The sequence below is a fragment of the Faecalibacterium sp. IP-3-29 genome (genome assembly GCF_023347335.1).
Taxonomy (GTDB): Bacteria; Bacillota; Clostridia; order Oscillospirales; family Ruminococcaceae; genus Faecalibacterium; species Faecalibacterium duncaniae.
Genome location: NZ_CP094471.1, coordinates 606,437 through 632,805, shown reverse-complemented (window position 1 = coordinate 632,805; position 26,369 = coordinate 606,437). Strand labels below are relative to the sequence as shown.

At 57.3% G+C, this 26,369-nt stretch carries 19 protein-coding genes, 4 tRNA genes, 2 rRNA genes and 1 other annotated feature; of the genes, 8 read left to right on the top strand and 17 right to left on the bottom strand.

What is annotated here, in order from left to right:
• Positions 1–64: 64 nt before the first annotated feature.
• From MTP40_RS02915 to MTP40_RS02865, 11 genes are all read right to left on the bottom strand, one after another.
• Positions 65–2,899, bottom strand: a 23S ribosomal RNA gene (locus MTP40_RS02915).
• A 207-nt stretch (positions 2,900–3,106) separates the two neighbouring features.
• Positions 3,107–3,183 (bottom strand) — tRNA-Ile (locus tag MTP40_RS02910).
• A gap of 3 nt (positions 3,184–3,186) precedes the next feature.
• Positions 3,187–3,262 (bottom strand) — tRNA-Ala (locus tag MTP40_RS02905).
• Between the two features lie 126 nt (positions 3,263–3,388).
• Positions 3,389–4,899: ribosomal RNA gene (locus MTP40_RS02900) — 16S ribosomal RNA — on the bottom strand.
• The 16S and 23S rRNA genes sit together here with 2 tRNA genes alongside, the layout of an rRNA operon.
• Before the next feature lie 410 nt (positions 4,900–5,309).
• The gene (locus MTP40_RS02895; protein ID WP_098923186.1) at positions 5,310–5,978 is read right to left on the bottom strand and encodes a sigma-70 family RNA polymerase sigma factor; all 669 of its coding nucleotides are present in this window, start codon (positions 5,976–5,978) and stop codon (positions 5,310–5,312) included.
• A 19-nt stretch (positions 5,979–5,997) separates the two neighbouring features.
• Complete coding sequence (spoIIAB, locus tag MTP40_RS02890) at positions 5,998–6,438, bottom strand: anti-sigma F factor (protein WP_035395071.1); 441 nt, start codon at positions 6,436–6,438, stop codon at positions 5,998–6,000.
• A gap of 2 nt (positions 6,439–6,440) precedes the next feature.
• A complete protein-coding gene (locus tag MTP40_RS02885; RefSeq protein ID WP_005936547.1) occupies positions 6,441–6,755 on the bottom strand; it encodes an anti-sigma factor antagonist in 315 nt (104 codons plus the stop codon).
• A 184-nt stretch (positions 6,756–6,939) separates the two neighbouring features.
• Positions 6,940–8,205 (bottom strand): folylpolyglutamate synthase, encoded by a 1,266-nt coding sequence (locus MTP40_RS02880; protein ID WP_249259785.1) that lies wholly within the window; start codon positions 8,203–8,205, stop codon positions 6,940–6,942.
• Positions 8,206–8,209: 4 nt separating this feature from the next.
• Entirely contained in the window at positions 8,210–8,719 is a 510-nt protein-coding gene (locus MTP40_RS02875; RefSeq protein ID WP_249259784.1) for a VanZ family protein, read from the bottom strand.
• Between the two features lie 4 nt (positions 8,720–8,723).
• Positions 8,724–11,429 carry a valine--tRNA ligase gene (locus MTP40_RS02870; RefSeq protein WP_097772728.1) on the bottom strand — a complete coding sequence of 902 codons (2,706 nt, stop codon included), beginning with the start codon at positions 11,427–11,429 and terminating at the stop codon, positions 8,724–8,726.
• A 56-nt stretch (positions 11,430–11,485) separates the two neighbouring features.
• Positions 11,486–11,717: a binding site (T-box leader), on the bottom strand.
• A 31-nt stretch (positions 11,718–11,748) separates the two neighbouring features.
• A complete protein-coding gene (locus tag MTP40_RS02865) occupies positions 11,749–13,539 on the bottom strand; it encodes a bifunctional homocysteine S-methyltransferase/methylenetetrahydrofolate reductase (protein ID WP_249259783.1) in 1,791 nt (596 codons plus the stop codon).
• Positions 13,540–13,691: 152 nt separating this feature from the next.
• On the opposite strand from MTP40_RS02865, the gene MTP40_RS02860 reads away from it, so the two are divergent.
• The 4 genes from MTP40_RS02860 (at position 13,692) to MTP40_RS02845 (ending at position 17,314) form a co-directional block, all read left to right on the top strand.
• Positions 13,692–14,297 carry a GNAT family N-acetyltransferase gene (locus MTP40_RS02860; RefSeq protein ID WP_249259782.1) on the top strand — a complete coding sequence of 202 codons (606 nt, stop codon included), beginning with the start codon at positions 13,692–13,694 and terminating at the stop codon, positions 14,295–14,297.
• Entirely contained in the window at positions 14,294–15,559 is a 1,266-nt protein-coding gene (hflX, locus tag MTP40_RS02855) for a GTPase HflX (RefSeq protein WP_005936530.1), read from the top strand. The genes MTP40_RS02860 and hflX overlap by 4 nt, the downstream gene beginning before the upstream one ends.
• 601 nt (positions 15,560–16,160) lie before the next feature.
• Positions 16,161–16,601, top strand: coding sequence for an Lrp/AsnC family transcriptional regulator (locus MTP40_RS02850; RefSeq protein ID WP_097771813.1), 441 nt, complete (start codon positions 16,161–16,163; stop codon positions 16,599–16,601).
• A gap of 158 nt (positions 16,602–16,759) precedes the next feature.
• Complete coding sequence (locus tag MTP40_RS02845) at positions 16,760–17,314, top strand: DUF4358 domain-containing protein (protein WP_156059958.1); 555 nt, start codon at positions 16,760–16,762, stop codon at positions 17,312–17,314.
• An 88-nt stretch (positions 17,315–17,402) separates the two neighbouring features.
• Here MTP40_RS02845 and MTP40_RS02840 read toward each other — a convergent pair whose 3' ends face one another.
• Together MTP40_RS02840 and MTP40_RS02835 are read right to left on the bottom strand one after the other, a co-directional pair.
• Positions 17,403–18,887, bottom strand: a complete 1,485-nt coding sequence (locus MTP40_RS02840) for a C69 family dipeptidase (RefSeq protein ID WP_249259781.1) — start codon at positions 18,885–18,887, stop codon at positions 17,403–17,405.
• An 86-nt stretch (positions 18,888–18,973) separates the two neighbouring features.
• Positions 18,974–19,855 carry a CPBP family intramembrane glutamic endopeptidase gene (locus tag MTP40_RS02835; protein ID WP_238078441.1) on the bottom strand — a complete coding sequence of 294 codons (882 nt, stop codon included), beginning with the start codon at positions 19,853–19,855 and terminating at the stop codon, positions 18,974–18,976.
• A gap of 177 nt (positions 19,856–20,032) precedes the next feature.
• Here MTP40_RS02835 and MTP40_RS02830 point away from each other — a divergent pair.
• The 4 genes from MTP40_RS02830 to MTP40_RS02815 all read left to right on the top strand — a co-directional run bounded on the left by MTP40_RS02830 (position 20,033) and on the right by MTP40_RS02815 (position 21,981).
• Positions 20,033–20,106, top strand: a tRNA-Gln gene (locus MTP40_RS02830).
• 34 nt (positions 20,107–20,140) lie between these two features.
• Positions 20,141–20,213 (top strand) — tRNA-Pro (locus tag MTP40_RS02825).
• Between the two features lie 148 nt (positions 20,214–20,361).
• Complete coding sequence (locus MTP40_RS02820) at positions 20,362–21,438, top strand: 6-phosphofructokinase (RefSeq protein WP_097772736.1); 1,077 nt, start codon at positions 20,362–20,364, stop codon at positions 21,436–21,438.
• A gap of 87 nt (positions 21,439–21,525) precedes the next feature.
• Positions 21,526–21,981 carry a DUF3592 domain-containing protein gene (locus tag MTP40_RS02815; protein ID WP_097771809.1) on the top strand — a complete coding sequence of 152 codons (456 nt, stop codon included), beginning with the start codon at positions 21,526–21,528 and terminating at the stop codon, positions 21,979–21,981.
• A 299-nt stretch (positions 21,982–22,280) separates the two neighbouring features.
• Here the strand turns inward: MTP40_RS02815 and rfbB are convergent, their stop codons facing one another.
• The 4 genes from rfbB to MTP40_RS02795 form a co-directional block, all read right to left on the bottom strand.
• Entirely contained in the window at positions 22,281–23,345 is a 1,065-nt protein-coding gene (gene rfbB / locus MTP40_RS02810; protein WP_117534608.1) for a dTDP-glucose 4,6-dehydratase, read from the bottom strand.
• Between the two features lie 121 nt (positions 23,346–23,466).
• Positions 23,467–24,381, bottom strand: coding sequence for a dTDP-4-dehydrorhamnose reductase (rfbD, locus tag MTP40_RS02805; protein WP_117534607.1), 915 nt, complete (start codon positions 24,379–24,381; stop codon positions 23,467–23,469).
• A gap of 19 nt (positions 24,382–24,400) precedes the next feature.
• The gene (gene rfbA / locus MTP40_RS02800; protein WP_005936491.1) at positions 24,401–25,288 is read right to left on the bottom strand and encodes a glucose-1-phosphate thymidylyltransferase RfbA; all 888 of its coding nucleotides are present in this window, start codon (positions 25,286–25,288) and stop codon (positions 24,401–24,403) included.
• Between the two features lie 287 nt (positions 25,289–25,575).
• Positions 25,576–26,367 (bottom strand): glycosyltransferase, encoded by a 792-nt coding sequence (locus MTP40_RS02795; protein WP_005936487.1) that lies wholly within the window; start codon positions 26,365–26,367, stop codon positions 25,576–25,578.
• Positions 26,368–26,369 lie beyond the last annotated feature (2 nt).

Genomic DNA, 26,369 nt, shown 5'->3' with positions numbered 1-26,369 from the left:
GTGCCTTCAAAACTGAATAATCACTGCTTACATTTTGTCATTGACTTGAGAATTCAAGCGAATTGTGGTCAAGCCCTCGATCTATTAGTACACACTTGCTGAATGGATCACTCCACTTACACATCGTGCCTATCAACCTCGTAGTCTACAAGGGATCTTACCTGATTGAATCAGTGGGATATCTTATCTTTGGGTCGGCTTCACGCTTAGATGCTTTCAGCGTTTATCCGATCCGTACGTAGTTGCCCAGCTATGCTCCTGGCGGAACAACTGGTGCGCCAGAGGTACGTCCGTCCCGGTCCTCTCGTACTAGGGACAGCTCCCATCAAATATCCTGCGCCCACGACAGATAGGGACCGAACTGTCTCACGACGTTCTGAACCCAGCTCGCGTACCGCTTTAATTGGCGAACAGCCAAACCCTTGGGACCGAATACAGCCCCAGGATGCGATGAGCCGACATCGAGGTGCCAAACCTCCCCGTCGATGTGGACTCTTGGGGGAGATCAGCCTGTTATCCCCAGGGTAACTTTTATCCGTTGAGCGATGGCATTTCCACTCACATACCACCGGATCACTAACTCCAACTTTCGTTACTGCTCGACCCGTCAGTCTCGCAGTTAGGCTCGCTTCTGCGTTTGCACTCTTTTGCTTGATTTCCGTTCAAGCTGAGCGAACCTTTGAACGCCTCCGTTACTCTTTAGGAGGCGACCGCCCCAGTCAAACTGCCCACCTAACAATGTCCCCCGACTCGATTCAGAGCCGCAGGTTAGAATTCCAATATCGCAAGGATGGTATCCCAACGGCCTCTCCGCCAAAGCCAAAGCCTTGGTTTCCAAGAGTCCCATCTATCCTGTGCATGCAACATCGAAACCCAATATTAGGCTACAGTAAAGCTCCATGGGGTCTTTCCGTCTTGTCGCGGGTAACCGGCATCTTCACCGGTACTACAATTTCGCCGGGCGGGCTGTTGAGACAGTGCCCAAATCATTACGCCTTTCATGCGGGTCAGAACTTACCTGACAAGGAATTTCGCTACCTTAGGACCGTTATAGTTACGGCCGCCGTTCACTGGGGCTTCGATTCAATGCTTGCACATCTCCTCTTAACCTTCCAGCACCGGGCAGGCGTCAGCTCGTATACGTCATCTTTCGATTTAGCACAAACCTGTGTTTTTGGTAAACAGTTGCTTGGGCCGATTCTCTGCGGCTCCATCTCTGGAGCACCCCTTCTCCCGAAGTTACGGGGTCAATTTGCCGAGTTCCTTAACAACCCTTCTCCCGTTGGCCTTAGAATCTTCTTCCTACCTACCTGTGTCGGTTTGCGGTACGGGCACCTCAGAAATACACACAGCTTTTCTCGCCATCTTCCATCTCAGACTTCGGTACTAATTTCCCTCGATCTCTACCGGAACCAACACCCGGCTCTGAGACTTCATATGTGTCCCTGTGCTTAACTCTTTTGGTGGTGACGGAATCTCTACCGTCTGTGCATCGGCTACGCCTTCCGGCCTCACCTTAGCTCCCGACTAACCTGGAGCGGACGAACCTTCCTCCAGAAACCTGAGGCTTTCGGCCATGCAGATTCTCACTGCATTCGCGCTACTCATTCCGGCATTCTCACTTCTATACACTCCACAGCCGCTTGCGCTACTGTTTCTCCGCGTATACAACGCTCCCCTACCCAATACATTTCTGTATTGCCTAAGCTTCGGTGTCAGGTTTAGCCCCGTTAAATTCTCCGCGCAAAGACGCTCGACCAGTGAGCTATTACGCACTCTTTGAATGAGTGGCTGCTTCTGAGCCAACATCCTGGTTGTCTGCGTATCTTCACATCGTTTTCCACTTAACCTGACTTTGGGACCTTAGCTGTAGATCTGGGCTGTTTCCCTTTTGACAATGACATTTATCTGACACTGTCTGACTCCCAAGCATCAATACTCTGGCATTCTGAGTTTGATAAGCTTCGCTAACCTCTCGGCCGCTAGGCTATTCAGTGCTTTACCTCCAGGTATCTAACTTGAGGCTAGTCCTAAAACTATTTCGGGGAGAACCAGCTATCTCCGGGTTCGATTGGAATTTCTCCGCTACCCACAGTTCATCCGCCGCCTTTTCAACGGAGGTCGGTTCGGTCCTCCATGGAATTTTACTTCCACTTCAACCTGACCATGGGTAGGTCACCCGGTTTCGGGCCCATTATATGCAACTTAACGCCCTTTTCAAACTCGCTTTCGCTTCGGCTCCAGACCTTAAGTCCTTAACCTTGCTGCATACAATCGCTCGCCGGACCGTTCTACAAAAAGTACCCTATCACGCTTTGACGCGCTCTAGGTGCTTGTAGGCACAGGGTTTCAGGTTCTTTTTCACTCCCCTCCCGGGGTGCTTTTCACCTTTCCTTCACAGTACTATACGCTATCGGTCACTGGGTAGTATTTAGGGTTGGAGGATGGTCCCCCCGTATTCCGACCAGGTTTCACGTGTCTGGCCGTACTCTGGATCCTGCGCAGCTCTCTCCGTTTTCACCTACGTGGTTCTCACACTCTCTGACCGGCCTTCCCATGCCGTTCGGTTAACAGATTGAGTCTTAAAAGCAGTCCGTACCCCGAAAGTATTTCTACTCTCGGTTTGCCCTCTTCCGCGTTCGCTCGCCACTACTTACGGAATCTCGTTTGATGTCTCTTCCTCGCCCTACTTAGATGTTTCAGTTCAGGCGGTTCCCTCAATACACCTATTTTAAATTTCAGTGTATTGTACCTGAGTATGAACCCAGGTGAGTTTCCTCATTCAGAGATCTCCGGATCAATGCTTATTTGCAGCTCCCCGAAGCTTATCGCAGCTTATCACGTCTTTCATCGGCTCCCAGTGCCAAGGCATTCGCCCTGCGCCCTTGTTCGCTTGACCTTTCAAACGTTCTTTCAGAACATTTGGTATCCTCTTGATTCTCTCTTATTGCCAACGAAGATTATTGTTACCCTTCCTTTTGAAATTGCAATATTTCTTAAAAGAACTTACTATAATCTTTGTTTCGCAGTTATTATTCAGTTTTCAAGGTACGTCTTGGTGATGTTCCTCAAAGCCCAGTCTCCCGGAACTTTGATTTTCATCACATGGTGGGCCAAAATGGACTCGAACCATCGACCTCACGATTATCAGTCGTGTGCTCTAGCCAGCTGAGCTATTGGCCCATGTGGTGGAGATTAAGGGAATCGAACCCTTGACCCCCTGCTTGCAAAGCAGGTGCTCTCCCAGCTGAGCTAAACCCCCACATAAGGTTTTGAGTAACCCCTTTTCAGGGCCCTCAAAATCGAACAATATCTACTCTGCTTGTATCTGTCACCTGTTCCAGATGTTGACCATCTTCGATGTTCTTCCATCTGCCTGACTCCTTAGAAAGGAGGTGATCCAGCCGCAGGTTCTCCTACGGCTACCTTGTTACGACTTCACCCCAATCACCAGTTTTACCTTCGGCGGCGTCCTCCTTGCGGTTAGACTACCGACTTCGGGTCCCCCCGGCTCTCATGGTGTGACGGGCGGTGTGTACAAGGCCCGGGAACGTATTCACCGTGGCATGCTGATCCACGATTACTAGCAATTCCGACTTCGTGCAGGCGAGTTGCAGCCTGCAGTCCGAACTGGGACGTTGTTTCTGAGTTTTGCTCCACCTCGCGGTCTTGCTTCTCTTTGTTTAACGCCATTGTAGTACGTGTGTAGCCCAAGTCATAAAGGGCATGATGATTTGACGTCATCCCCACCTTCCTCCGTTTTGTCAACGGCAGTCCTGCCAGAGTCCTCTTGCGTAGTAACTGACAGTAAGGGTTGCGCTCGTTGCGGGACTTAACCCAACATCTCACGACACGAGCTGACGACAACCATGCACCACCTGTCTCTGCGTCCCGAAGGAAAATACTGTTTCCAGCATCGTCGCAGGATGTCAAGACTTGGTAAGGTTCTTCGCGTTGCGTCGAATTAAACCACATACTCCACTGCTTGTGCGGGCCCCCGTCAATTCCTTTGAGTTTCAACCTTGCGGTCGTACTCCCCAGGTGGATTACTTATTGTGTTAACTGCGGCACTGAAGGGGTCAATCCTCCAACACCTAGTAATCATCGTTTACGGTGTGGACTACCAGGGTATCTAATCCTGTTTGCTACCCACACTTTCGAGCCTCAGCGTCAGTTGGTGCCCAGTAGGCCGCCTTCGCCACTGGTGTTCCTCCCGATATCTACGCATTCCACCGCTACACCGGGAATTCCGCCTACCTCTGCACTACTCAAGAAAAACAGTTTTGAAAGCAGTTTATGGGTTGAGCCCATAGATTTCACTTCCAACTTGTCTTCCCGCCTGCGCTCCCTTTACACCCAGTAATTCCGGACAACGCTTGTGACCTACGTTTTACCGCGGCTGCTGGCACGTAGTTAGCCGTCACTTCCTTGTTGAGTACCGTCATTATCTTCCTCAACAACAGGAGTTTACAATCCGAAGACCTTCTTCCTCCACGCGGCGTCGCTGCATCAAGGTTTCCCCCATTGTGCAATATTCCCCACTGCTGCCTCCCGTAGGAGTCTGGGCCGTGTCTCAGTCCCAATGTGGCCGTTCAACCTCTCAGTCCGGCTACCGATCGTCGCCTTGGTGGGCCATTACCTCACCAACTAGCTAATCGGACGCGAGGCCATCTCAAAGCGGATTGCTCCTTTTCCCTCTGGTCGATGCCGACCCGTGGGCTTATGCGGTATTAGCAGTCGTTTCCAACTGTTGTCCCCCTCTTTGAGGCAGGTTCCTCACGCGTTACTCACCCGTTCGCCACTCGCTCGAGAAAGCAAGCTTTCTCTCGCTCGTTCGACTTGCATGTGTTAGGCGCGCCGCCAGCGTTCGTCCTGAGCCAGGATCAAACTCTTTATAAATGATATTTATCACTTAAAAAGTGTTAAATCTTCTTCGCTCAGCACGCAATCGCTTGCGTCCTGTGTGAATTACTTTGTTTGGAATTGTTTAACGTGTTTTTCCAACACGAAAATAGGTTCCGTTACAAGTTTTTCGATATTGTTCAATTTTCAAGGTCCTGTACGCCTCAGCCTTAGCGGCTGACAGCTTATACATTTTAGCACGTTTGTGTTAGAATGTCAAGCACTTTTTTGAAGATTTTTGAAGTTCTTGGAAGAACCAATCGACCTTCGTCACTTTTCATCCGTTTTTTCTGAAGCGTTTGTGTCAGACATCCGCCTGACAGTAATGTATTTTAGCACAGACTCAGACAAAAAGCAAGCCCTTTTTTTACATTTTTCAAGAAAAGCCCTATTTTCTTTTGCACGGCTCATTCCAATAACCGCTCCCGCATTTTGCGCAGGATCTTGCGCTCCCGCCGGGAGATCTGTACCTGCGTGGTATGCAGCACTTTTGCCGTCTCACTCTGGGTGCGGTTGGCATAGAACCGCAGGCGGATCAGGAGCCGGTCCTCTTCCGGCAGACTTTCCAGCACCTCGGCCAGGCCGATCTTATCCGCAAGTTCTTCCTCCGGAGATTCCACCGGGATATCTATCTGCCGGTCATTGTTCTCCCCTTCCGGGGTCAGGCTCAGGGCGGGCTGTGCAGCCTGGATCGCAAGCGTGATGTTCTCCACGCTCTCCCCCAGCTCTTCTGCCAGTTGAGAAAGGGTCGGCTCGGTGCCGCAGAGCTTCCTGTGATGTTCCCGCGCCGCATTGACCCGCAGCCCCAGTTCTTTTAAGGAGCGGCTGACCTTGACTGTGCCGCCCTCCCGGAAAAGCTTTTTGATCTCGCCCAGGATCACTGGTACTGCATAGGTAGAAAAGCAGACCCCGCGTCCTTCATCAAAGCCGTCGGTCGCCTTGACCAGTCCCATGCAGCCAGCGCCGTAGAGATCATCGTATTCAATGCCCCTGCCCCGGAAGCGTCCGGCACAGGCGTGTACCAGCCCGAGGTTCTGTTCAATGAATGCACTGCGCCGGGTCTTGTCCGTTACCATGGTATTCCCTCATTTCCTTTTATGTAGAGGGCTTTTCCTCCAGATGCTTTGTCAGAATGACCCGGGTGCCCCGGCCGGGAGCGGAGCGCACACTGACTTTATCCATAAAGCTCTGCATGACCGCAAAACCGAGACCGGAGCGCTCCTCCGGGTTGCCGGTGGTGAAGAGCGGCTCCATCGCTCTGGGGATATCCGGGATGCCGACCCCTTTGTCTGCGATCACGATCCTGACCACCCGCCCCGGATAAACGGAGACTGTCATGGTGATGGGCCCCACCCGGTCGGGGTAGGCGTGGACGATGCAGTTGGTGACGGCTTCGGATACCGCCGTTTTCAGGTCAGCCAGCTGGGGCACGGTGGGGTCATACCGGGCCAGAAAAGCCGCTGCCGCACCGCGGGCATACGCTTCGTTGACGCTGAGGGAATCAAATTGGATCCTGGTCGTGTTTTCCGCTTTCATCTTCATTCCTCCTGTCCTGCATCCGTGCAGGGGATATTGGCCAGCCGCAGAACGCGGCGCAGCTGCTCCGGGGCGTGCTGGATACGCAGGGTTCCGCCCAGACTGCGGGCGCAGCGCTGGCGGCCCAGAATCAGCCCCACCCCGGACGAATCCATAAACCCAACCCCGCCCAGATCGAGCACCAGTGTTTTGGGGGTGCGGGCCAAAAGGGCATCGTCCAGCTGGATGCGCAGGTTCTGTGCGGCATCGTGGTCGATCTCACCTGCCAGATAGGCATAGAGCAGATCGTCCGCCGCACTGAATGTAACTGTTGCCATTTTCTGTCCTTTCCTTGCGTGAATCGCTCAGGCTTGTCCGGTCTGCCGAAGGCTTCCCCTTTCCGGGAGGTCGGCAGAGCGAAGCATAGCCCGAGCGGTTTCCTCTAAACCAAAATAAAAGAGCCTGTACACGTTTTCATCAGTGTACAGGCTCTTCCGGGCATATTTTAGAAAAGGGTGTCGCTTACTTTTCAGCCAGCAGATCGGCAGCTTCCAGTGCGATGGCTTCGCCGCCGCAGATCAGCAGGCCGCGGCGGCTGTTGGCCCGGGCAAGCTCCACGGCTTCGGCCAGGCTCCCGCAGAGCTCGGCATCAAAGTGGTAGCGTGCCTTTTCCAGCAGGCGCTCGGTCATGGCGGCATCCGTACCCGCCGTGGGAACGAGGAACACCTTATCAAAGGGATTCTCGCTCATGCCGGGCATGGTGGTACGGTCTTTTTTCTGGGTCTCAGCCGTCAAGCCGCTTTCCAGCGCGGAGAAGAAGGCCTCGGCTCCTTCTTCCTCTGCCAGACCGATGACAGCGCTCAGGTGGCGCACCTTGGCCATGTTCAGGACGCGGAGCAGGGCAATGGCCTGCTGCGGGGTGCGGCAGGCATCCAGCACCACCAGCGGGCGCTGGGAGAGGACCCGGATGCTGCTGCGGTTCTCCACAGCGGCCAGACCTTCCAGAATGGCTTCATCGGGGATGTCATAGCCCTTTTTGCAGAGGGCCAGGGCCAGTTCCACCGCAATGGCGGCACTGCCCGCCGCGTGACGGCCCAGGAAGGCCAGCGGCACGGTATAGCCGCCGTAGTCCACACGGCTGGCAAACTTTTCGGCTTCGAGGAAGGTGATATCATCGGGGTCCGGCACGACCAGCTCACAGTCTGCCTTACCGGCGGCCACAACGAGCTCACTGACCACAGCCTTGGGCTGCTCAGGCGCGGTGACGCAGATGCTGCCCTTGCGCATGACACCGGCCGCCAGCGCGGCGGAGCGCTCCAGTGAGGCACTGATGCCGTCCGGGCCGATGGAGGTGACCGCACAGACCGGCATCTTGGGCAGGGCCTCGGCAAGTCCCGCATCGGGCAGCTCCACCACGGCCAGCGCGCAGCCTGCCTCGCCAAAGCAGCGGGCAGCGGCAGCCAGCTCGGCGGCAGCACGGGGCAGGGTCTCCCGGGCGCTCAGGGTCTCGGCGGCCTGTGCAAGCAGCTCCGGTGCCACAGGCTCCCCATTCACCCGGATGCGGGCAGAGAGCGGCTCACAGCCTGCGTGGTAGCTGCCGGTAACGAGACCGGCAGCTCTGAGCACCGCCGCCGTGAGGGCGGCGGCAGTCGTTTTGCCAGCCGTACCGGCTACGCCCAGATAATCCACCCGCCCTGCCTTGGCAGAGAGGGCTTCCTGCAGCTGCCGGGCCGGGGCAAAGCCCTCGGGCAGAGATGCAAAATAGGCATTTGCCTGTTCAATGGTCATTGCGTCAAACCTCGTTTCGATGTTGATAGAGAATGATGCACATCCGGACAAGCCCCAGCAGGATGAGCCCCACCAGCAGGCCGGTCATCACACCGGAAAAATCGATCCAGATATCGGTGACCTGGCCGCTGCGGCCCGGCACAAAGAGCTGGATGGTCTCATCGGTCAGGGCTGTGAGCAGGCCGCACAGCATGGGCCAGGACACATGCTTGAAGAAGTGCCGGGTGTACACCCGCAGGCAGAGCATGAGCAGGAAGCCTTCCAGCAGATACTCGCAGAAATGCGCCAGCTTGCGCACGATGTGCATGGTGAGCCGGTCGGCGGCACCGGGAAGGCCCAGATGCCGCAGGATGCCCTGCAGTATCCCCAGTACCCGGCCGCTGGCCCCCTCGGACACATCCGCGATCTGCAGAGAGTTCGAGAAGATGAACACGATGCAGCCGATGAGGGCAAAAGTAAAGATCACCCGCCACGCGATGAGCCACGGGGAGGTGCGTTGATTCTGTTCCTGCATCCGCTTAGCCCAGAGCCTTGATGCTCTGCTCGATGTTGGCCAGCTTGCTCTGGCTGTTGGTGCGCTTTGCGCGGATCTCTTCCACCAGAGCGGCGGGAGCACGCTCCACAAACTTGGGGTTGGCCAGCTGGTTCTCAAACATGGCCAGTTCCTTCTCGGCCTTGGCCTTTTCCTTGTTCAGGCGGGCCAGCTCCTTCTCGCGGTCGATCAGCTCCATCATGGGGATAAAGCCGCGGGCGGTGTGGGTGGACACCTGCACCATGCCATCGGTGCTGCCCTCGTATTTTTCCGTAAAGGTCACGTCGGTGGCAAAGGCAAACTTTGCCAGATAGACCTCTGCATTCCGGAAGGGAGCGGGATCAGCCGTCTCGATGATCATACTGGTCTTTTTGGCAGGATGGACATTCATCTCGGTGCGCATGGTGCGGACTGCCTTGATGTAGTCCATGACCTTTTCAAAGGCTTCCTCTTCCTCGGCCCAGTTGTGTGCCTCGTCAAAGGTGGGCCAGCTCTGGGTCATAATGGTCTCGGCGGAGCCGGGCAGGGCCTGATACAGCTCCTCCGTGATGAAGGGCATGAAGGGATGCAGCAGCTTGAGGGCCTTGTCCAGCACATACACCAGCACACGGCGGGCGGTATCTGCCTGCTCTGCATCGCCGGAGTTCAGGCGGGGCTTTGCGATCTCGATGAACCAGTCGCAGTAGACATCCCAGATGAAGCTGTTGATCTTGGCAGCGGCCAGACCCATCTCGAAGTGGTCGAGGTTGTCGGTCATGGCACCGGCCACCTGATTCAGCTTGGTCAGCACCCACTTGTCGCTCATGTCCAGCTTGCTCTCCTCGGGCAGGCCGGGCTGGAAGTCCTCGGGCAGGTTCATCAGGACAAAGCGGGTGGCGTTCCACAGCTTATTGGCAAAGTTGCGGGCAGCCTCCACCTTCTTCTCGCTGTAACGCATATCGTTGCCGGGGGTGGAGCCGTCCAGCAGCATGAAGCGCAGTGCATCCGCGCCGTACTGGGCAATGACCTCCAGCGGGTCGATGCCGTTGCCCAAGCTCTTGGACATCTTGCGGCCCTGGCTGTCGCGGACGATGCCGTGGATACAGACAGTGTCGAAGGGAGCCTTGCCGGTGTAGGCCAGGCCGGAGAAGATCATGCGGCTGACCCAGAAGCCGATGATATCATAGCCGGTGACCAGCGTGTTGGTGGGGTAGAAGTACTTCAGGTCCGCGCTGTCCTCGTTGGGCCAGCCCAGAGTGCTGAAGGGCCACAGAGCGGAGGAGAACCAGGTATCCAGCGTATCGGGGTCCTGGGTAAAGTGGCTGCCGCCGCACTTGGGGCAGGTGCAGGGCATCTCTTTGGCGACCACGGTCTCGCCGCAGTCATCGCAGTAGAAGGCCGGGATCTGGTGGCCCCACCACAGCTGACGGCTGATGCACCAGTCGCGGGTACCCTTCATCCAGTTGAGGTAGTTCTTGGTAAAGCGCTCGGGCACGAACTTGATCTCGCCCTTCTCCACGCTCTCGATGGCGGGCTTTGCCAGAGGCTCCATCTTGACGAACCACTGCTTGGAGACCATGGGCTCGATGGTGGAGTGGCAGCGGTAGCAGGTGCCGACCTCGTGCTTCAGGGGCTCGATCTCCTTCAGGAAGCCGCCCTCCTTCAGGTCTGCCAGAATGGCCTTGCGGGCCTCGAGGGTGGTCATGCCGGCGTACTTGCCGCAGTCCAGCACCTCGGGCTCATTCACGGTGTTCTTGCCTGCGGCAAACAGTGCATCGGCAGCGGCCTTATCGGCAGCACCGGTCATGTGGCCGTCGTAGGTAAACACCCGGACGATGGGCAGATCATGGCGCAGACCCACTTCAAAGTCGTTGGGGTCGTGGGCGGGGGTGATCTTGACGACACCGGTGCCCTTGGTCATATCAGCGTGCTCGTCGCAGACGATGGGGATCTCCTTGTTCAGCAGGGGCAGGACAACATGGCAGCCGTGGAGATGGGCATAGCGGGGGTCCTCGCCGTTGATGGCAACAGCGGTATCACCCAGCATGGTCTCGGGGCGGGTGGTTGCCAGCTCCAGCATCTCGCCGGTCTCCTTGACCGGGTAGAGCAGGTGCCAGAAATTGCCGTCCTTTTCCTCGTACTCCACCTCAGCATCCGAGATGGAGGTGTTGCAGTGGGGGCACCAGTTGACCATCCGGTTGCCGCGGTAGATCAGGCCCTTGTCGTACAGGCGCACAAACACTTCCTTGACGGCATCCGAGCAGCCCTCGTCCATGGTAAAGCGCTCCCGCTGCCAGTCACAGCTGGTGCCCAGCTTTTTCAGCTGGCTGACGATGCGGTTGCCGTACTTGGTCTTCCAGTCCCAGGCGCGCTCCAGGAATCCGTCGCGGCCCACCATCTCCTTGGTCAGGCCCTCGGCACGCATGGCCTCCACGACCTTGGCCTCGGTGGCGATGGATGCGTGGTCGGTGCCGGGCACCCACAGGGCGGCATAGCCCTGCATCCGCTTGGTGCGGATGAGCACATCCTGCATGGTGTTATCCAGCGCATGGCCCATGTGGAGCTGGCCGGTCACGTTCGGAGGGGGCATGACGATGGTGTAAGGCTTCTTGTCGGGGTCCGCTTCCGTGTGGAAGTAGCCGCCGTCCTGCCAGAACTGGTAGATGCGGTCTTCCACCTGGCTGGGATCGTACTGTTTTGCGAGTTCTTTCATTGTATCCTCCCAAAAATGTGATGAGTGGGACGAAAAAAGCCGCCCCACGGAACGTTCCATGGGACGGCTGTAAACTACATACCGCGGTACCACCCAAATTGCACCGGCTGCAAACACAGCCCGTGCCCCTTGATGCCCCGGTAACGTGGGGCAGCTCCGAGGGCGGCTACTGGCTTCACCGCCCCTGCTCAAAAGCGACAGTGCGCAGCGCTTACCTGCCGGGCTCTCACCTGCCCCCGGCTCTCTGCAAGGCGGTTTGCCGCGCACACTCTTTCTCGTTGCATTTATACAAAGAATATAACGTTTTTTTGGCGTTTTGTCAATATGCTCCGAGAACTTCCTGCTTCAATCTGCCGATCAGCCGCTCCATCAGGGCCACCCGGTTGAAGGGGGTCATCAGGTAGAGGCCGTCCGCATACGGCAGGGCGGCCTTTGCCATTTCCAGCGAGATGGCAAGACCCAGCTCCTCGCCCTGGGCACGGTCGAGCCCGGCAAACTTTTCAATGATCCAGTCCTCCACATGGATGCCGTTGATCTCGTTCTCCATGAAGATGGCGTTGCGCTGGCTGACCACCGGCATGATACCGGCCAGGATCTTCGCATCGGCCCCCAGCGTCTCCCGGGACTTTTTCAGGTTTTCCACCGCCTGTGCCGAGAGCACCGGCTGGGTCAGAAAGCCGCTCATGCCGTTTTCCAGCTTCTCCTTTGCCCGGCGCAGCTCCACATCAAAGTTGCGGGCGTTCAGATTCAGGGCACCGAACACGGTCATAGGGCCGGGCATCTCCCGGCCTTCCCCTGCCAGCGAGACGATGTACTGGGCCAGCTTGCGGGAGTTGAACTGGTAAACGTTCTTCACCTCGTCCCGCTCTGCCGTGGGGATGGGGTCACCGGTGATGGCCAGCATCTCCCGCACGCCCTCGGCATACAGGCCCAGCAGCAGGGCCTTGGTGGCGTTCAGGTTGCGGTCGCGGCAGGTCATGTGGGGCAGGGTGCACAGCCCCAGCTCCCGGTGGACCCGGCAGGCCACCAGAGAGGAATCCATCCGGGCCTGTGCAATGGGGCAGTCGGCAATGGTCAGCAGATCAGCGCCCGCCGCCTGCAGCTTTTTTGCCCCTTCCAGATAACCGGTCAGGTCCGCATTGCGGGGAGAATCCAGCTCAATGGCAATGACCTTTTCCCCTGCGTTCAGCTTGCGCAGAAAAGCGTCCTCGTTTTCCACCGTCTGTTCCTTCACGGTGGAAAACTCTTCTGTCGGAGTCGTTTTTTCCACCACGGGCAGGCTGTCCAACTCTGCCCGCAGGGCGGCAATGTGGGCAGGAGTGGTGCCGCAGCAGCCGCCCAGGATCTGAACCGTGCCCTCGGCGGCCAGACGGCCCAGCTCCCTTGCAAAGTACTCCGGCCTGCCCTGATACTTCACCTGCGTCCGGGTGACAACGGGATAACCCGCGTTGGGCATGACCGACAGGGGCAGCGTGCCCCCCAGCTGCTTTGCCAGTGTGCGCATGGCACCGGGTGCCGACACGCAGTTCAGGCCCACGACATCCACGATGCCGCTTTCCTGCATCCGCCGGGCAAGGTCTTTGCAGTACATGCCCTCCCGGGTGTAGCCGTCGGGCAGGACCGCAAAGGACACCATCACAAAGGCATCCGGCACTTCCGCCTTGATGGCCCCCACGGCATCCAGAAGGCCCGCATCGGAGCTCAGGGTCTCGAACAGGAAATTTCTGGCCCCCAGCGCCGCGAACTGCTTTGCCACAGCCGTATATACCTGCCCCGCCGGAACTGCCTCGGTATCCGGAGCCGGACCGAGGTCGGCAAAAACGGCGGCACCCGTCTCCTCTGCAGCCTGCACAGCCAGCTGCCAGCCTGCCTGCGCCAGCTGTTCCCAGCCGGGCGCGTGTGCCGCCGCCAGCCGGGGCAAGCTGAAGGTATTCGTCTTGACGGCATCAGCCCCTGCCGCCAGATACTCCCGGTGGACAGCCAGCACCCCCGCCGGGTCGGTCAGGTTGGCCTGCTCGCACTCCGCCCCGGGAGCCGCCTTATAATAAGTACCCATGGCACCATCAAAAAGCAGGGGGCGGGTCTGTAACAGTTCGCGGATGTTCATCATATATACTTCCTCGCATCTCACAAATAAGCTCTATATTCTTCAGTTTAATAAAGTTTCGCCTCTTGTCAAGCGTTTTTTCGTGCCACAGCTTGCAGGCAGGGCAGTTTTGTGCTATCCTATGCGTAACTTTTACATGTGAGGAGAGATGTATCATGCGCCATGCAGGCACACAAACGATCGAAACGGAGCGGTTGCTTCTGCGCCCGCTGACCCCGGAGGATGCCCCCATGATGTACGCCAACTGGGCCAACGACCCGGACGTAACCCGCTGGCTGCGGTGGGAGCCCCACAAAAACGTGGACGAGACCCGGGAACTGCTGACCGCATGGGCACTGCTCTACCCCAATGGAGATTACTACCAGTGGGCCATCGTGGAAAAATCCACCAGGCAAGTGTTTGGCTCCATCAGCGTGTTCACATCCAGTTCCGCCGAGCCGGAGCGTGACCCCTGGCCCGGCTTCGATCACACGAACGGCGTGTGGGAGGTCGGCTACTGCATCGGCAAGGCCTGGTGGAACAAAGGCTTTACCACCGAAGCGCTAAAAGCAGTTGTAGAATACTGGTTCAAAAATACAGATAGTAGCTGGCTAGCCTGCTGCCATGCGTTTGAAAATCCTGCCAGCGGCCGGGTCCAGCAGAAAGCCGGCTTTGTCTACGACCACGATTCTGTCTACCACAAATTTGACGGCACACCGGTTGCCTGCAGGTGCTACGCATTGACAAGAGAACATTACGAAGAACTGAGAGGTTTATTTTGAGCGAACTTTATGACATTTTAGTAGAAACGCCCCCCACAAAGGTCATCTTACTGGCCCTGGATCAGGGGCTATGGGACTGTGAGCGCAGCCTGAACGAGCTGGCTGCACTCTGCGAGGCCAACCACATGGAGGCTGTGGCATCCGTGACCCAGAAGCGGCAGACCCCCGAGACCGGCATCGTGCTGGGCAGCGGCAAGCTGGAGGAGGCCGCCGCTGCCGCCGGGGAGCTGGGTGCCGAGTGTGCCGTGTTTGACGGCGAGCTGACCGGCAGCCAGATCCGCAACATCTCCACGGCGCTGGGCGGCATGGAGGTCATTGACCGCACCATGCTGATTTTGGAAATTTTCCGCAGCCGCGCCGTGACCAACGAGGGCAAGCTGCAGACCGAGCTGGCGCTTCTGCGCTACCGTCTGCCCCGCCTGCAGGGAATGGGCGAGAGCCTGAGCCGCCAGGGCGGCGGTGGCGGCGGCGGCGGTGGTGCCCGCCGTGGTGCCGGTGAGACCAAGCTGGAGCTGGACCGCCGCCACGTCCACGCCCGCATCGACGCACTGGCCGAAAAGCTGGCCGAGATGGAAAAGCGCCGGGGCGAGAGCCGCAAGGCCCGGGCCAAGACCGGAATGCCGGTGGTCAGCCTTGTGGGTTACACCAACGTGGGCAAATCCAGCCTGATGAATGCCCTGTGCGGCCCCAGCGTAGCCGAGGCCGACATGCTGTTTGCCACCCTGGACCCCACCAGCCGGAAGCTGGTTCTGCCCAGCGGCATGGCCGTTCTGCTGGTGGACACGGTCGGCTTTGTCTCCCGCCTGCCCCACAATCTGGTGGAGGCCTTCAAATCCACGCTGGAGGAAGCCGCATGGTCTGATGTCATCGTGCGGGTGGCGGACGCGGGCGACGACCAGCGGGAAGAGCAGCTGGCCGTTACCGATGAGGTCCTGGACGGGCTGGACTGTGCCGACATCCCCCGCCTGACCGTTTACAACAAGTGTGACAAGCCCAATGCCCTGAACTTTGACCCGGACATCCTGTTGACCAGCGCCAAGACCGGCTACGGTCTGGATGCCCTGCTGAAAAAGCTGGACGAGCTGCTCAGTGACCGGGTGCACACCATCCGGGTGCTGCTGCCCTATGATAAGCTGGGCCTGGCCGCCCCCATGCGGGAGCGGGGCAGCGTGCAGGTGGAGGAGTACCGGGAGGACGGGCTCTATCTGGAAGGCATCGTCAAAACCGAGGACCTGCACTGTTTTGAAGGATATTTAGTTTAAGCATCTGCTCTCCGGACGCGAATTCGGGTTGCGGCTCCCAGCATCCGCTGCGCGTTGCTTGCGTCTTGCTGGCCGCGGCCCCAACAGCAACTCCCTGTATCCGCCACTGGCGGCGGTCGTTGCCGTTGCAGGGCATTCCATCCCCCGCCCAACTGCCTGACGGCAGTCGGGTCCCACCCTCCGGACACTTGCTTTGGGAAACTCCCCGCCGTCCTATCGTCTCGAACAAATAAAAAAATCCCCAACAAACACAAAAACCCGCCTGGCAGCGGGTTTTTGTGTATAGAGGGGTGGGAAAGTATATAAAGTTGGGAATCGCAATTCAAATGCAGGCACTTGAGAAACAACGTGTTTTTGCGCAGTCTTTGGCGCTTACCGTGCCCTGCGATATGTATTATACGCTTTTTTCTTTTCTTGTCAAACAAAATTTTTGGCATTTGCTTTAATTTAGCACTTTACATTTCGATCAAAACTTTATATAATTAACACAGAAAACACAAAAGCGAGTTTTTCCGCAGTTTATGCGATTGCGACAACAGTAAAACTTTACTTTTAAAAATTTTTGTACAATTCAACAAAAACATAAAAGGAGACCTTTCTCATGGACGATTTAGACCGCAAGATCCTCTCCCTTCTCGCAAAAAATGCCCGGATGCCCGTCAAGGAGATCGCCGAGCAGGTGGCACTGACCAGCCCGGCTGTTTCCAGCCGCATCCACAAGCTGGAGACCGACGGCATCATCAGCGGCTACACCGTGGTGCTGAACCGCCCGGCAGACCGTGTCTATGTGGACGCGCTCATCAGCCTGTCCGTCACACCCAGCCATCGGGACGAGCTGGTGGAGCTGATGCAGAACAGCAAGGAGGTGCTGCAGTGCTACCATGTTACCGGTGCCTACACCTTCCTCATCAAGGTCAGCTGCGGCAGCATGCCCCAGCTGGAGCACCTGATCCTGCAGTTCCAGAAGCTGGGCACCACCAGCACCCAGATCATCCTTTCTACTCCGGTCAACCATGGTGATCTGGAAGCGCTGCAGCTGTAAGCCGTTCACAGAACTGTTACAACTGCCGTGCAATCTTCCGGCCGACCGGGCCGTATTCCTGATACAAGGCCGCCGTTCAGCGGCTGCATAAACGCCCCCAAAGGCGGGCAGACTGATCACGATCACCCTGCCTTTGTCAGACGAAAGGAACTACGACCATGAAAAAACGCATTCTTGCCGCGCTGCTGGCTCTTGGCTGTGCCCTGCTGGTGTTCACCGGCTGCGGCAGCAAAAAAGATACCACCCCCAAAGACTACACCCAGATCATCCACGATGCCCGGGAAGCCGAGGACAATGATTATTATATGATCTTCTCCCCGGCAGAGGACGGCAAGTTCACCGCCCAGTACGGCTACAGCGCCAGCTATCCGGCGGAGGACCTGAACGATGAGATCCAGAACATGCTGCTCCCCCTGCTGGACCTGCCCGAGGGCAGCTACACCGATCTTGCCGCCTCCCTCTCTGCCATGATGGTGCAGAGCTACGGCGTTGCCATCGTCAAGCCTGCTGAGGGCAAGACGCAGGAGGTCGTGGACGCAATGGATGCCTATATCCAGAACCAGCAGCAGACGATGGAGCACTACCTCGAGGATCAGTATCAGATCGCCGCCTCCGCCAAGGTGGCCACTGTCCCCACCGGCGAAGTGGTCATGGTGTGCTGTGAGAACAGCGATGCCGTGATGAACGCCATCAAGACCGCTCTGGCCGCTTAAATTATCTTTCAAAACAACAATGCCCTGTACCGTTTTGCATGGTACAGGGCATTCTTATTTCTACCAGATGGATTATATCGTTCAAATATCACATATCCGAACGGGAATATGCGTTCTTCATATTGCTGCTCAGCTCAAACAGCACCTTATCCAGCGTGTCGGCGGCGCGGGCCTTGACCTCAGCGGCCAGGGCCTCGTTGGCCTCCTGGCGCAGGGCGGCGCGGCGGGCGGGATCGGTCTCGGCCAGCTGCTTTGCGTCATACTGATTCAGCAGGGCACGGCAGGCGGAGAGCACCCCCAGCTCATAGCGCTCGACATGGAACACCGACTTGCCATAGGAAGCATCCGCCATCGCAGCGATCATCCGGCTGACCCAGTAGAAGCTGTCGGTGGACACCTCACCGGTGGTGCCGGCCAGATAGGCCGGGGTCGTCTCCACATTGGCGTAGAAGGGCACCATGGCGTTCAGGGCATTGGAGGCGTAGGCCACCCACTCCACTGCCTGCAGGTCGGCGGGCAGATCAGGCCGCAGCTGAATCAGCGCCACAAAGTCGTTGCGGTTGATGCCGATGGAGCGGTAAACGCCCCGGTTCTCTCTGGCACCGTAGCTTGCATACGGATCGTACGGCGTGCCCTGATAATGGCTGGACAGCACATATTTCACATCCTCGGGGGTGATCTTCTTCTCCGGTACCATGCACCAGGGCAGGTCGTCGGAAGCCGGGGTATAGTCGGCATCGGGGCCATCCCAGACCCAGGTGGTGGGGTTCAGGGTACGCAGCATGTACCAGGCGCGAGGCGTGTTGTAAACGTGGTCGGAATCGGTGTGGCTGCCAAAGGCGGCACGAGGGTCGAACACGCCGTCCTGTGCCAGGTCGAGGTGATACTTTGCAATGAACTCCCTCAGGTCAGCCGAACAGAGATAGTTTTCCTGCGCGCCAAAGGCATCGTCCAGATCAAAGGCATCAATGCCCAGCTGGTTCTGCATCACCACATAACTGTCATCGGGCACACGGCGTGCCATCCAGTGATGGCCGCCGATGGTCTCCAGCCACCAGATCTCGTTCACATCCTGGAACGCAATGCCGTTCATCTCGTAAGTACCGTAGGTCTCCAGCAGCTTGCCCAGCCGCTCCACGCCCTCGCGGGCGGTGTGGATGTAGGGCAGCACCAGATAGACGATGTCCTCCTCGCCGATGCCGCCGGGCACCTCGGGCTGCTCCCCCCTGGCAGGCTGGTACACCACCAGCGGGTCAGCGCCCAGCACGCGGGGGTTGGAGGTGATGGTCTCGGTGGCGGTCATGCCGACATTGGCTGCATTGACACCGGCTGCGGCCCAGATCCCCTTGCCCTCCACGGCGTTGGGCATGGCGGTCATCCGCATGGGGTCACCGGGCAGCGGGATCTCCACATGGGACAGCACCGAGCGGTAGACCGCCGGATGCTCCTCGGGCTGGACCACCACGAATTTCTTTGCTGTGAAATGGCCGGAACCGGAATCGTCGTTGCGGGCGATCATGGTGGAGCCGTCATAGGATGCGTTTTTACCAACCAGAAGCGTTGTACATGCCATAATATCTTCTCCTCCGAATCGAAGTATTTGTCTCTCGGTTTGCCTTGACTGATTGTAATCCTTTTTGTTTCAAAAGGCAAGAGGGCTTACCGGAGCCGTTCCCCGTTTTCCTCCGGGGCCGGAGCAGCTGCCGGGGCGCAGTCCCGGCCAAAGTAGAGCGCCACCTCGCCGATCTTCTTTTTGCGCAGCAGGAAGAGAGTCGGGATAAGATAGATCAGGATCGAGAGCATCATGCTGGCATCATAGCCCGAAATGCTCTCGGCCACGTCCTCCGTGCCGTACAGGCCGCCCACCAGCATAGAGGCAATGTCCATGGCCCCGTGCAGGAACACCGTGACCCACAGGTTGCCGGTGCGGAAATAGATGGCTGCGAACAGCGTGCCCAGCGATGCCGCAAAGACACACTGCATCAGCACACCGAAGGGAGCGCTGGACAGCAGATTGGTCAGGTGGGCCGCGCCAAACAGCAGGCCCGACAGCAGACAGGCTTTCCAGACCCCCGCCCTGCCGGTGCCGAAACGCTCCAGCAGGCTCTGGGCAATGACCCCGCGGAAGATGAACTCCTCCGCCACGCCCACCAGTGCCATGCTCAAAAAGAAGCTGAAGATGCTGAACGCAGGCTGCAGCTGGCCATCCTCGGGCATCCCGAACATCAGCTTGGTATACAGGCTGTAACCGATGAGCACCAGCGGATACATTCCCACCAGCAGCCCATTGAAAAAGCCGCTGCCCCGGCGGCGGAGCAGGTACATCTTACCGGTGCGGCCCAGAATGACCAACGCCACCACCATGCCCACCGCCTCCTGCACGGCGCTGAGGAAGTAGGAGTCCACCCGTTCCAGATCCACCCCCAAAAGCACCAGTGCAAACACAATGAGATAGGATGCCAGCAGCAGGCTGCCCAGAAACAGCACCTCGGATAAAACGCAGAACCCGACGGGATGCTTTGCGCGCAGACGTTTCAGCATAAAAATATCCTCCTGAATCTTAGTGGCTCTATTCTAACATACTTTGCCGGAAAGAGAAAGTTTTTGGCATTTTCTGCTCAGGCGAAAAATCTCAAAAAAAGTGTTGACAAGACCCGGGCCGTATAGTATAATATCCCTTGTCAGCGGCGAGGTTCAAAGCTGACGACAACAGAATGATGGGGATTTGCATAGTGGTAGTGCGGTAGACTCTGACTCTACTTGTGGGAGTTCGATTCTCTCATCCCCAACCAGAAAACCGCAGTCGCCTTCCGGCTGCGGTATTTTCGGGGCATAGCGCAGTTGGTAGCGCGCCTCGTTCGGGACGAGGAGGCCGTGGGTTCAAATCCCGCTGCTCCGATCGAAAAAGAGACATACTTCGGTGTGTCTCTTTTTTCTTTTTACAAAATTTTTTCTTGACACATTTCCCCTTTGGGAATACTCTTATAGTACCAGATATCCCCTGCTCTGCGGCGGGAAAGATCAAGAGGAAACGAGGGATTTGTGAGATGAAAAAACGTGTTGGCATCCTGACCTCCGGCGGCGACTGCCCGGGCCTGAACGCAACCATTCGCGGCGTGGCAAAGGCATTGTATGCCCGGATGGGTGATAATGTGGAGATCGTGGGCATCCTGAACGGCTACCACGGCCTGATCAACGGCGAATACAAGGAGATGTGCGAGGATGACTTCCGCGGCATCCTGACACTGGGCGGCACCATTCTGGGCACCAAGCGCACCCCCTTCAAGCTGATGCGCGTGGTCGAGGATGACAAGATTGATAAGGTCGCGGCCATGAAAAAGACCTACAAGGACGCAAAGCTGGACTGCCTGCTCTGCCTGGGCGGCAACGGCACCCATAAAACCGCCAACCTGCTCTCGCAGGAGGGCCTGAACATCATCGGTCTGCCCAAGACCATCGACAACGATATCTACGGCACCGATGTGACTTTTGGCTTCCACACCGCTGTGGACATTGCCACCGAAGTCATCGACCGCATCCACACCACCGCCGGCAGCCACAGCCGCGTGATGTGCATCGAGATCATGGGCAACAAGGCCGGCTGGCTGACCCTCTACTCCGGCATTGCAGGCGGCGCGGATATCATCCTGCTGCCCGAGCAGCCCTACGACATCGACCGCGTCTGCGAGGCCGTGGAGCGCCGGGCAAAGCGCGGCTCCAACTTCTCCATCATCGCTGTGGCCGAGGGTGCCATGAACGTGGACGAGGCCAAGCTGAAGCGCAAGGAGTGGACCGCCAAGCGCGCCGAGGCCGGTTACACCACCGCCACCAACCGCATTGCCGCCGCCGTCCAGAAAAAGACCGGCATGGAGACCCGGGTCTGCATCCCGGGCCACATGCAGCGCGGCGGCAGCCCCAGCGCCTATGACCGCGTGCTGGCTACCCAGTTCGGCAGCTACGCCGCCAAGCTGGTGGAGATCGAGCAGTACGGCGTTACGGTGGCTCTCGTGAACAATCACGTTATCTCCAACCGTCTGGAGGATATCGCCGGTAAGACCCGCAATATCCCCGAGGGCTGCGAGCTCCTCACCGTTGCAAAACGCATGGGGATCAGTTTGGGCTGAGAAATCTTTCCGGCATGACCGCAATCTTCTTCCCGGTTTATCCGTATTCCAAGTGTAACAAAACCTCGTGGAAGGAAGTGTCTCTCCATGAAAAAAATCCATAAGTTCTTTTCTAAAGATTTGCTCCATATTCTTGGTGCTGTTGGGATTTTTGTTGCTTTTCTGATTTCTATCGCCTATAAGCAAGTTGGAATCGGGGCACTCATAGCTGCGTGGCTTATTGCTATCGCAATTATCGGGGTAGCATGGATTACAGACATCCGCAAAGCAGACCTGCTGAAAAACGGAAAGATTGTTTCCGGAAAAGTTACTGCAGTAAAAAGGGTTCACATAAAATTCCACATGAGTACCTATCACCTTGCTGATGAAGATGTAATTTATCCTTGGGTGATCCGGTACCAATATAAGATTGGAAAAGACACTTATTATGGACAGTCCCATTGGTTTTGGTTCAATCCTCTCGTGAGCAAGGGAACACCTATAAAGGTGACTATTGATCCTCAAAACCCAGAAAGAAGCATTGTTGCTGCATGGGAAAGTTAATAGATTGTTTCTTTCCTCTATGATGACGGAAATTCCAAAGGAGCACAATCTCCTTTGGCACACGATTTTGGTACAAAGTCCAGTATGTTACACCTCGATAGAGGTGTACCGTTCCCAGACGCAAAAAGTCCCATGCCCAGCACTTTGGCGGTGCGGGCATGGGACTTTTTGCTTTTTAGACCCAGCGGAGTGAACCGTAACCAATCCTGACATCCAGTTGCCGTGTCATTTGTTGAATACTGTTTTACGAACAGTCTGCGGATGGACGTTCCCTCTTTTTCAATATACCGAACAAGAACTTACTTATTCTTGTACATTTCCTCGTAGTATTTCTGATAGTTGCCGCTGGTGATGTGCTCCATCCACTCCTCGTGGTCGAGATACCAGTCGATGGTCAGGACGATGCCCTTCTCGAACGGGGTCTCGGGGTACCAGCCCAGATCGTTCTTGATCTTGGTGGGGTCGATGCCGTAGCGGCGGTCGTGGCCCAAACGGTCGGCAACGTGCTTGATCAGATCCTCGCTGATGCCGTCGTCCTTCAGGCGGTCGTGCAGCTGCTCGATGATGGTCTTGACGATGAAGATGTTGGGACGCTCGTTGTGGCCGCCCACATTGTAGACCTCGCCGATCTTGCCGCCGTTGCAGACCATATCGATGGCCTTGCAGTGATCCTCAACGTACAGCCAGTCGCGGATCTGCATACCGTCACCGTAGACAGGCAGCTGCTTGTGGTGCTTGACGTTGTTGATCATCAGGGGGATCAGCTTTTCAGGGAACTGATAGGGACCGTAGTTGTTGGAGCAGCGGGTAATGTTGATGGGCATACCGTAGGTATCGTGGAATGCCATAACGAACATATCAGCGCTGGCCTTGGAGGAGGAATAGGGGCTGTGGGGGCACAGCGGGGTGGTCTCCATGAAGAAGCCCTCGGCACCCAGAGCGCCGTAGACCTCATCGGTGGAGACCTGCAGGTACTTCTTGCCTTCCTTCCAGGTCTTGGCATCGGCATCGTACCAGGCTTCCTTGGCACGCTGCAGCAGGTTCACGGTACCCATGACGTTGCTCTGGACAAAGATCTCGGGGTTCTTGATGGAACGGTCCACATGGCTCTCAGCGGCAAAGTTGATGACATAATCGAAATCGTACTTTGCAAACAGGCTCTCCACCAGCTCCTTGTCGCAGATGTCGCCCTGCACGAACACATGGCGGGGGTCACCCTCCACGTCCTTCAGGTTCTCCAGATTGCCGGCATAGGTCAGCTTATCCAGGTTGACCAGCAGGATCTCGGGGTACTTCTTGAGCATATAGTGGACAAAGTTGGAGCCGATAAAACCGGCGCAGCCGGTGATCAGATATTTTTTCATACTACTCTCCTGCATTTCAGACTTTTTCCTCTGTACAACCTCTCCGTCAATGCTTCGCATTGCCACCTCCCCTATTAGGGGAGCTGTCGAGCGAAGCGAGACTGAGGGGTTTAATTGACCTTTACTTCATTCCGTTCTCGCCGTCCCAGTGCTCAAAGAAGCAGGCCAGGGCCTCTTTCCAGTCCCGCACATCGTTGCCCACGGTGCAGCGGAGCATCCGGTTGTCCAGTGCGCTCCACTTGGGGCGGTCGGCGCTTTCGGGATGCTTTGCCTTGTACTCCTCGCTGGTGCAGGGAGCCACAGAGGCATCCACACCAGACAGGCGGATGATCTCGGAAGCAAAATCGTACCAGGAGCAGATGCCCTCACCGGTGCAGTGATACAGGCCGTACTCATGGGTCACGCAGAGCTGCAGCAGCTCATGGGCCAGGTCAACCGCGTTGGTGGGGTTGCCGCACTGGTCGTTGACCACCTCCAGCTTGCCGAATTTCCGGCCGGCGTTGACGATGGTCTTGACGAAGTTCTTGCCGTAGTAGCTGTACAGCCATGCCGTGCGGACGATGAAGTGGCGGTGGCAGAACTGCTCCACATACTTTTCGCCCATGAGCTTGGTGGAGCCGTAGGCGCTGATGGGGCCGGGGATGGTGGCCTCGTCCTGTGCAATGCCGCCGTTCTCACGGCCGGAGAACACATAGTCCGTGGAGACATGCACCAGGCGGGCACCGGTCTTTTCGGCGGCCTGTGCCAGATTGCGGGGGCCCAGAGCGTTTGCCTTGAAGGCTGCGTCGTGGTTTACCTCGCAGCCGTCCACGTTGGTGTAGGCGGCGCAGTTGATGATGACATCCGGGCGCTGGCGGCGGATGAAGTCATCCACCATCTTATAGTTGGAGATGTCCAGCTCCGGCAGATCCACCGGGATCACGGTGGCGTTCATCAGCTTTTCGGGAATGGGGCCGATCTCGCTGCGGCCCTCCCGCAGCTGCTTGATGATCTCGGTGCCAAGCTGGCCCTTGCAGCCGGTGACGATGATTTTCATGGGTGATTCCCCTCCTGCATCAATATCTCAGTTTTCCATCGGCCACGTTCTTGAGGTGCTGGCCGTAGGGGCTCTTACCATAACGGGAAGCGCTCTCCAGCAGGGTCTCGCGGTCGATCCAGCCGTACTTGAAGGCGATCTCTTCGGGGGCGCTGATCTTGATGCCCTGACGCTTCTCGACCATGCGGACAAAGTCGGCGGCATCCACCAGGCTCTCCATCGTGCCGGTGTCCAGCCATGCAAAACCGCGGCCCAGCAGCTGGACATCCAGCTCGTCCTTCTTCAGGTACATATCGTTCAGGGTCGTGATCTCCAGCTCACCGCGGGCAGAGGGCTTGACCTGCTTTGCCATCTGGACCACTTCCTTGTTGTAGAAGTACAGGCCGGTGATGGCGTAATTGCTCTTCGGGTGCTCGGGCTTTTCTTCCACGCTCAGCACCTTGCCGTTCTGGTCAAATTCCACGATGCCGAAGCGCTCGGGGTCCTGCACATAGTAGCCGAACACAGTGCAGCGGCCCTTGGTCTCTGCATTGGCGGCGGCAGTCTTGAGGATCTTGGAGAAGCCGTTGCCGTAGAAGATGTTGTCGCCCAGGATCATGGCGCAGCAGTCGTCGCCGATGAACTCTTCGCCCAGAATAAAGGCCTGTGCCAGACCATCGGGAGAGGGCTGGACCTTATATTGCAGATGGATGCCATACTGGCTGCCATCGCCCAGCAGCGCCTCAAAGCGCGGCGTATCAGTGGGGGTGGAGATGATCAGGATATCCTGAATGCCCGCCAGCATGAGGGTGGACAGAGGATAGTAGATCATGGGCTTATCGTAGACAGGCAGCAGCTGCTTGCTGGTGACCATCGTCAACGGATAAAGCCGGGTGCCGGCACCGCCGGCCAGAATAATGCCTTTCATAATTTGTGCACTCCTTTATTTGTATTGAAAAAGTTGTGCAGCTATACGGGGTGAAACGCTCACCTCGTAATATTCAAAGCGGAGCTGCGTCCGCTGTCAACAAAGTTACAGGGTAAAAGTTCTGGCCGCGCGGGGCGGCATCAGATAGTTTTACACCTTATTCTACTCTCAAATCGAAAAAAAAGCAAGAAAAAACGGCCTGTTCCAGAATTTTTTCCGGAACAGTCCGTCAAACAGAACCGTTCAGCCGCCCACGGCGGCAGCACATCGCGATGGTGGAGCGTTTCTTACCACTTGAAGCCCCACTTATGGAAATACTTCAGCAGGTTTCCCGTCTGCCAGAGGGCGGGCTTGAGATCCCGGTGGGCAGCGCGGTGCCAGGCGTGGATGGCGGTATACTGGGGCACCAGATACACCTTGCCCCGGGTGCGCATCTTCTGGGTAAGGTCCGCATCCTCCACATACATGAAGTAGCTCTCGTCAAAGCCGCCCACCGCCTTGAAGGTGCTGGTGCGCACACCAGAAAAGCTGCCGGTGCAGAACTCGATCTCGATGGGCCTGGTCAGGTCCTCATCCAGCATCAGGTAGTGGTCGTTCTGGCCTTTCCAGAAGCTGAGCCGGGGCAGCTGGCGGTAGAGCATGGGCCGCAGGGCGCACCGGCGCAGGGGCAGCTGCTGGGGCTTACCGTCCGGGAACACCAGCGAGGGCCGGGCCATCACGGCATCCGGGTGGGCGGCCATCCAGTCGGCCAGATCACTCAGGGTATCAGCGGTCAGCTGGATATCCGGATTGAGGATAAAATGGAAATCGCTGTCCAGCTCGGGCAGGATCATATTGTGGCCGGTGCCAAAGCCGCCGTTCTCGGTGCGGCAGTGCACCACCACCTGCTGGCCCGGACCTGCTGCCAGCAGGCCGTCCGCCACGGCCTGCTCCAGCTTTTTGCCGCTGCCGTCCGGGCTGGCATTGTCCACCAGATACAGGGTCACCGGGTAGCGGCGTGTGCAGTGTAGCACCGTCTGCGCCGCCTTCAGCGCCTCGTCATAGCCGTTGTAAACAACAATACAAGCAGAGAGTTTCATCA

Coding starts and splice junctions, on each gene's coding strand:
- MTP40_RS02815 (WP_097771809.1), top strand. CDS start 21,526: ATGAAAAAAATCCATAAGTTCTTTTCTAAAGATTTGCTCCATATTCTT.
- MTP40_RS02845 (WP_156059958.1), top strand. CDS start 16,760: ATGAAAAAACGCATTCTTGCCGCGCTGCTGGCTCTTGGCTGTGCCCTG.
- MTP40_RS02865 (WP_249259783.1), bottom strand. CDS start 13,539: ATGATGAACATCCGCGAACTGTTACAGACCCGCCCCCTGCTTTTTGAT.
- rfbB (WP_117534608.1), bottom strand. CDS start 23,345: ATGAAAAAATATCTGATCACCGGCTGCGCCGGTTTTATCGGCTCCAAC.
- MTP40_RS02820 (WP_097772736.1), top strand. CDS start 20,362: ATGAAAAAACGTGTTGGCATCCTGACCTCCGGCGGCGACTGCCCGGGC.
- MTP40_RS02860 (WP_249259782.1), top strand. CDS start 13,692: ATGCGCCATGCAGGCACACAAACGATCGAAACGGAGCGGTTGCTTCTG.
- MTP40_RS02835 (WP_238078441.1), bottom strand. CDS start 19,855: ATGCTGAAACGTCTGCGCGCAAAGCATCCCGTCGGGTTCTGCGTTTTA.
- spoIIAB (WP_035395071.1), bottom strand. CDS start 6,438: ATGAAAGCGGAAAACACGACCAGGATCCAATTTGATTCCCTCAGCGTC.
- rfbA (WP_005936491.1), bottom strand. CDS start 25,288: ATGAAAGGCATTATTCTGGCCGGCGGTGCCGGCACCCGGCTTTATCCG.
- MTP40_RS02885 (WP_005936547.1), bottom strand. CDS start 6,755: ATGGCAACAGTTACATTCAGTGCGGCGGACGATCTGCTCTATGCCTAT.
- rfbD (WP_117534607.1), bottom strand. CDS start 24,381: ATGAAAATCATCGTCACCGGCTGCAAGGGCCAGCTTGGCACCGAGATC.
- MTP40_RS02850 (WP_097771813.1), top strand. CDS start 16,161: ATGGACGATTTAGACCGCAAGATCCTCTCCCTTCTCGCAAAAAATGCC.
- MTP40_RS02795 (WP_005936487.1), bottom strand. CDS start 26,367: ATGAAACTCTCTGCTTGTATTGTTGTTTACAACGGCTATGACGAGGCG.
- MTP40_RS02880 (WP_249259785.1), bottom strand. CDS start 8,205: ATGACCATTGAACAGGCAAATGCCTATTTTGCATCTCTGCCCGAGGGC.
- MTP40_RS02840 (WP_249259781.1), bottom strand. CDS start 18,887: ATGGCATGTACAACGCTTCTGGTTGGTAAAAACGCATCCTATGACGGC.
- MTP40_RS02895 (WP_098923186.1), bottom strand. CDS start 5,978: ATGGTAACGGACAAGACCCGGCGCAGTGCATTCATTGAACAGAACCTC.
- MTP40_RS02870 (WP_097772728.1), bottom strand. CDS start 11,429: ATGAAAGAACTCGCAAAACAGTACGATCCCAGCCAGGTGGAAGACCGC.
- MTP40_RS02875 (WP_249259784.1), bottom strand. CDS start 8,719: ATGCAGGAACAGAATCAACGCACCTCCCCGTGGCTCATCGCGTGGCGG.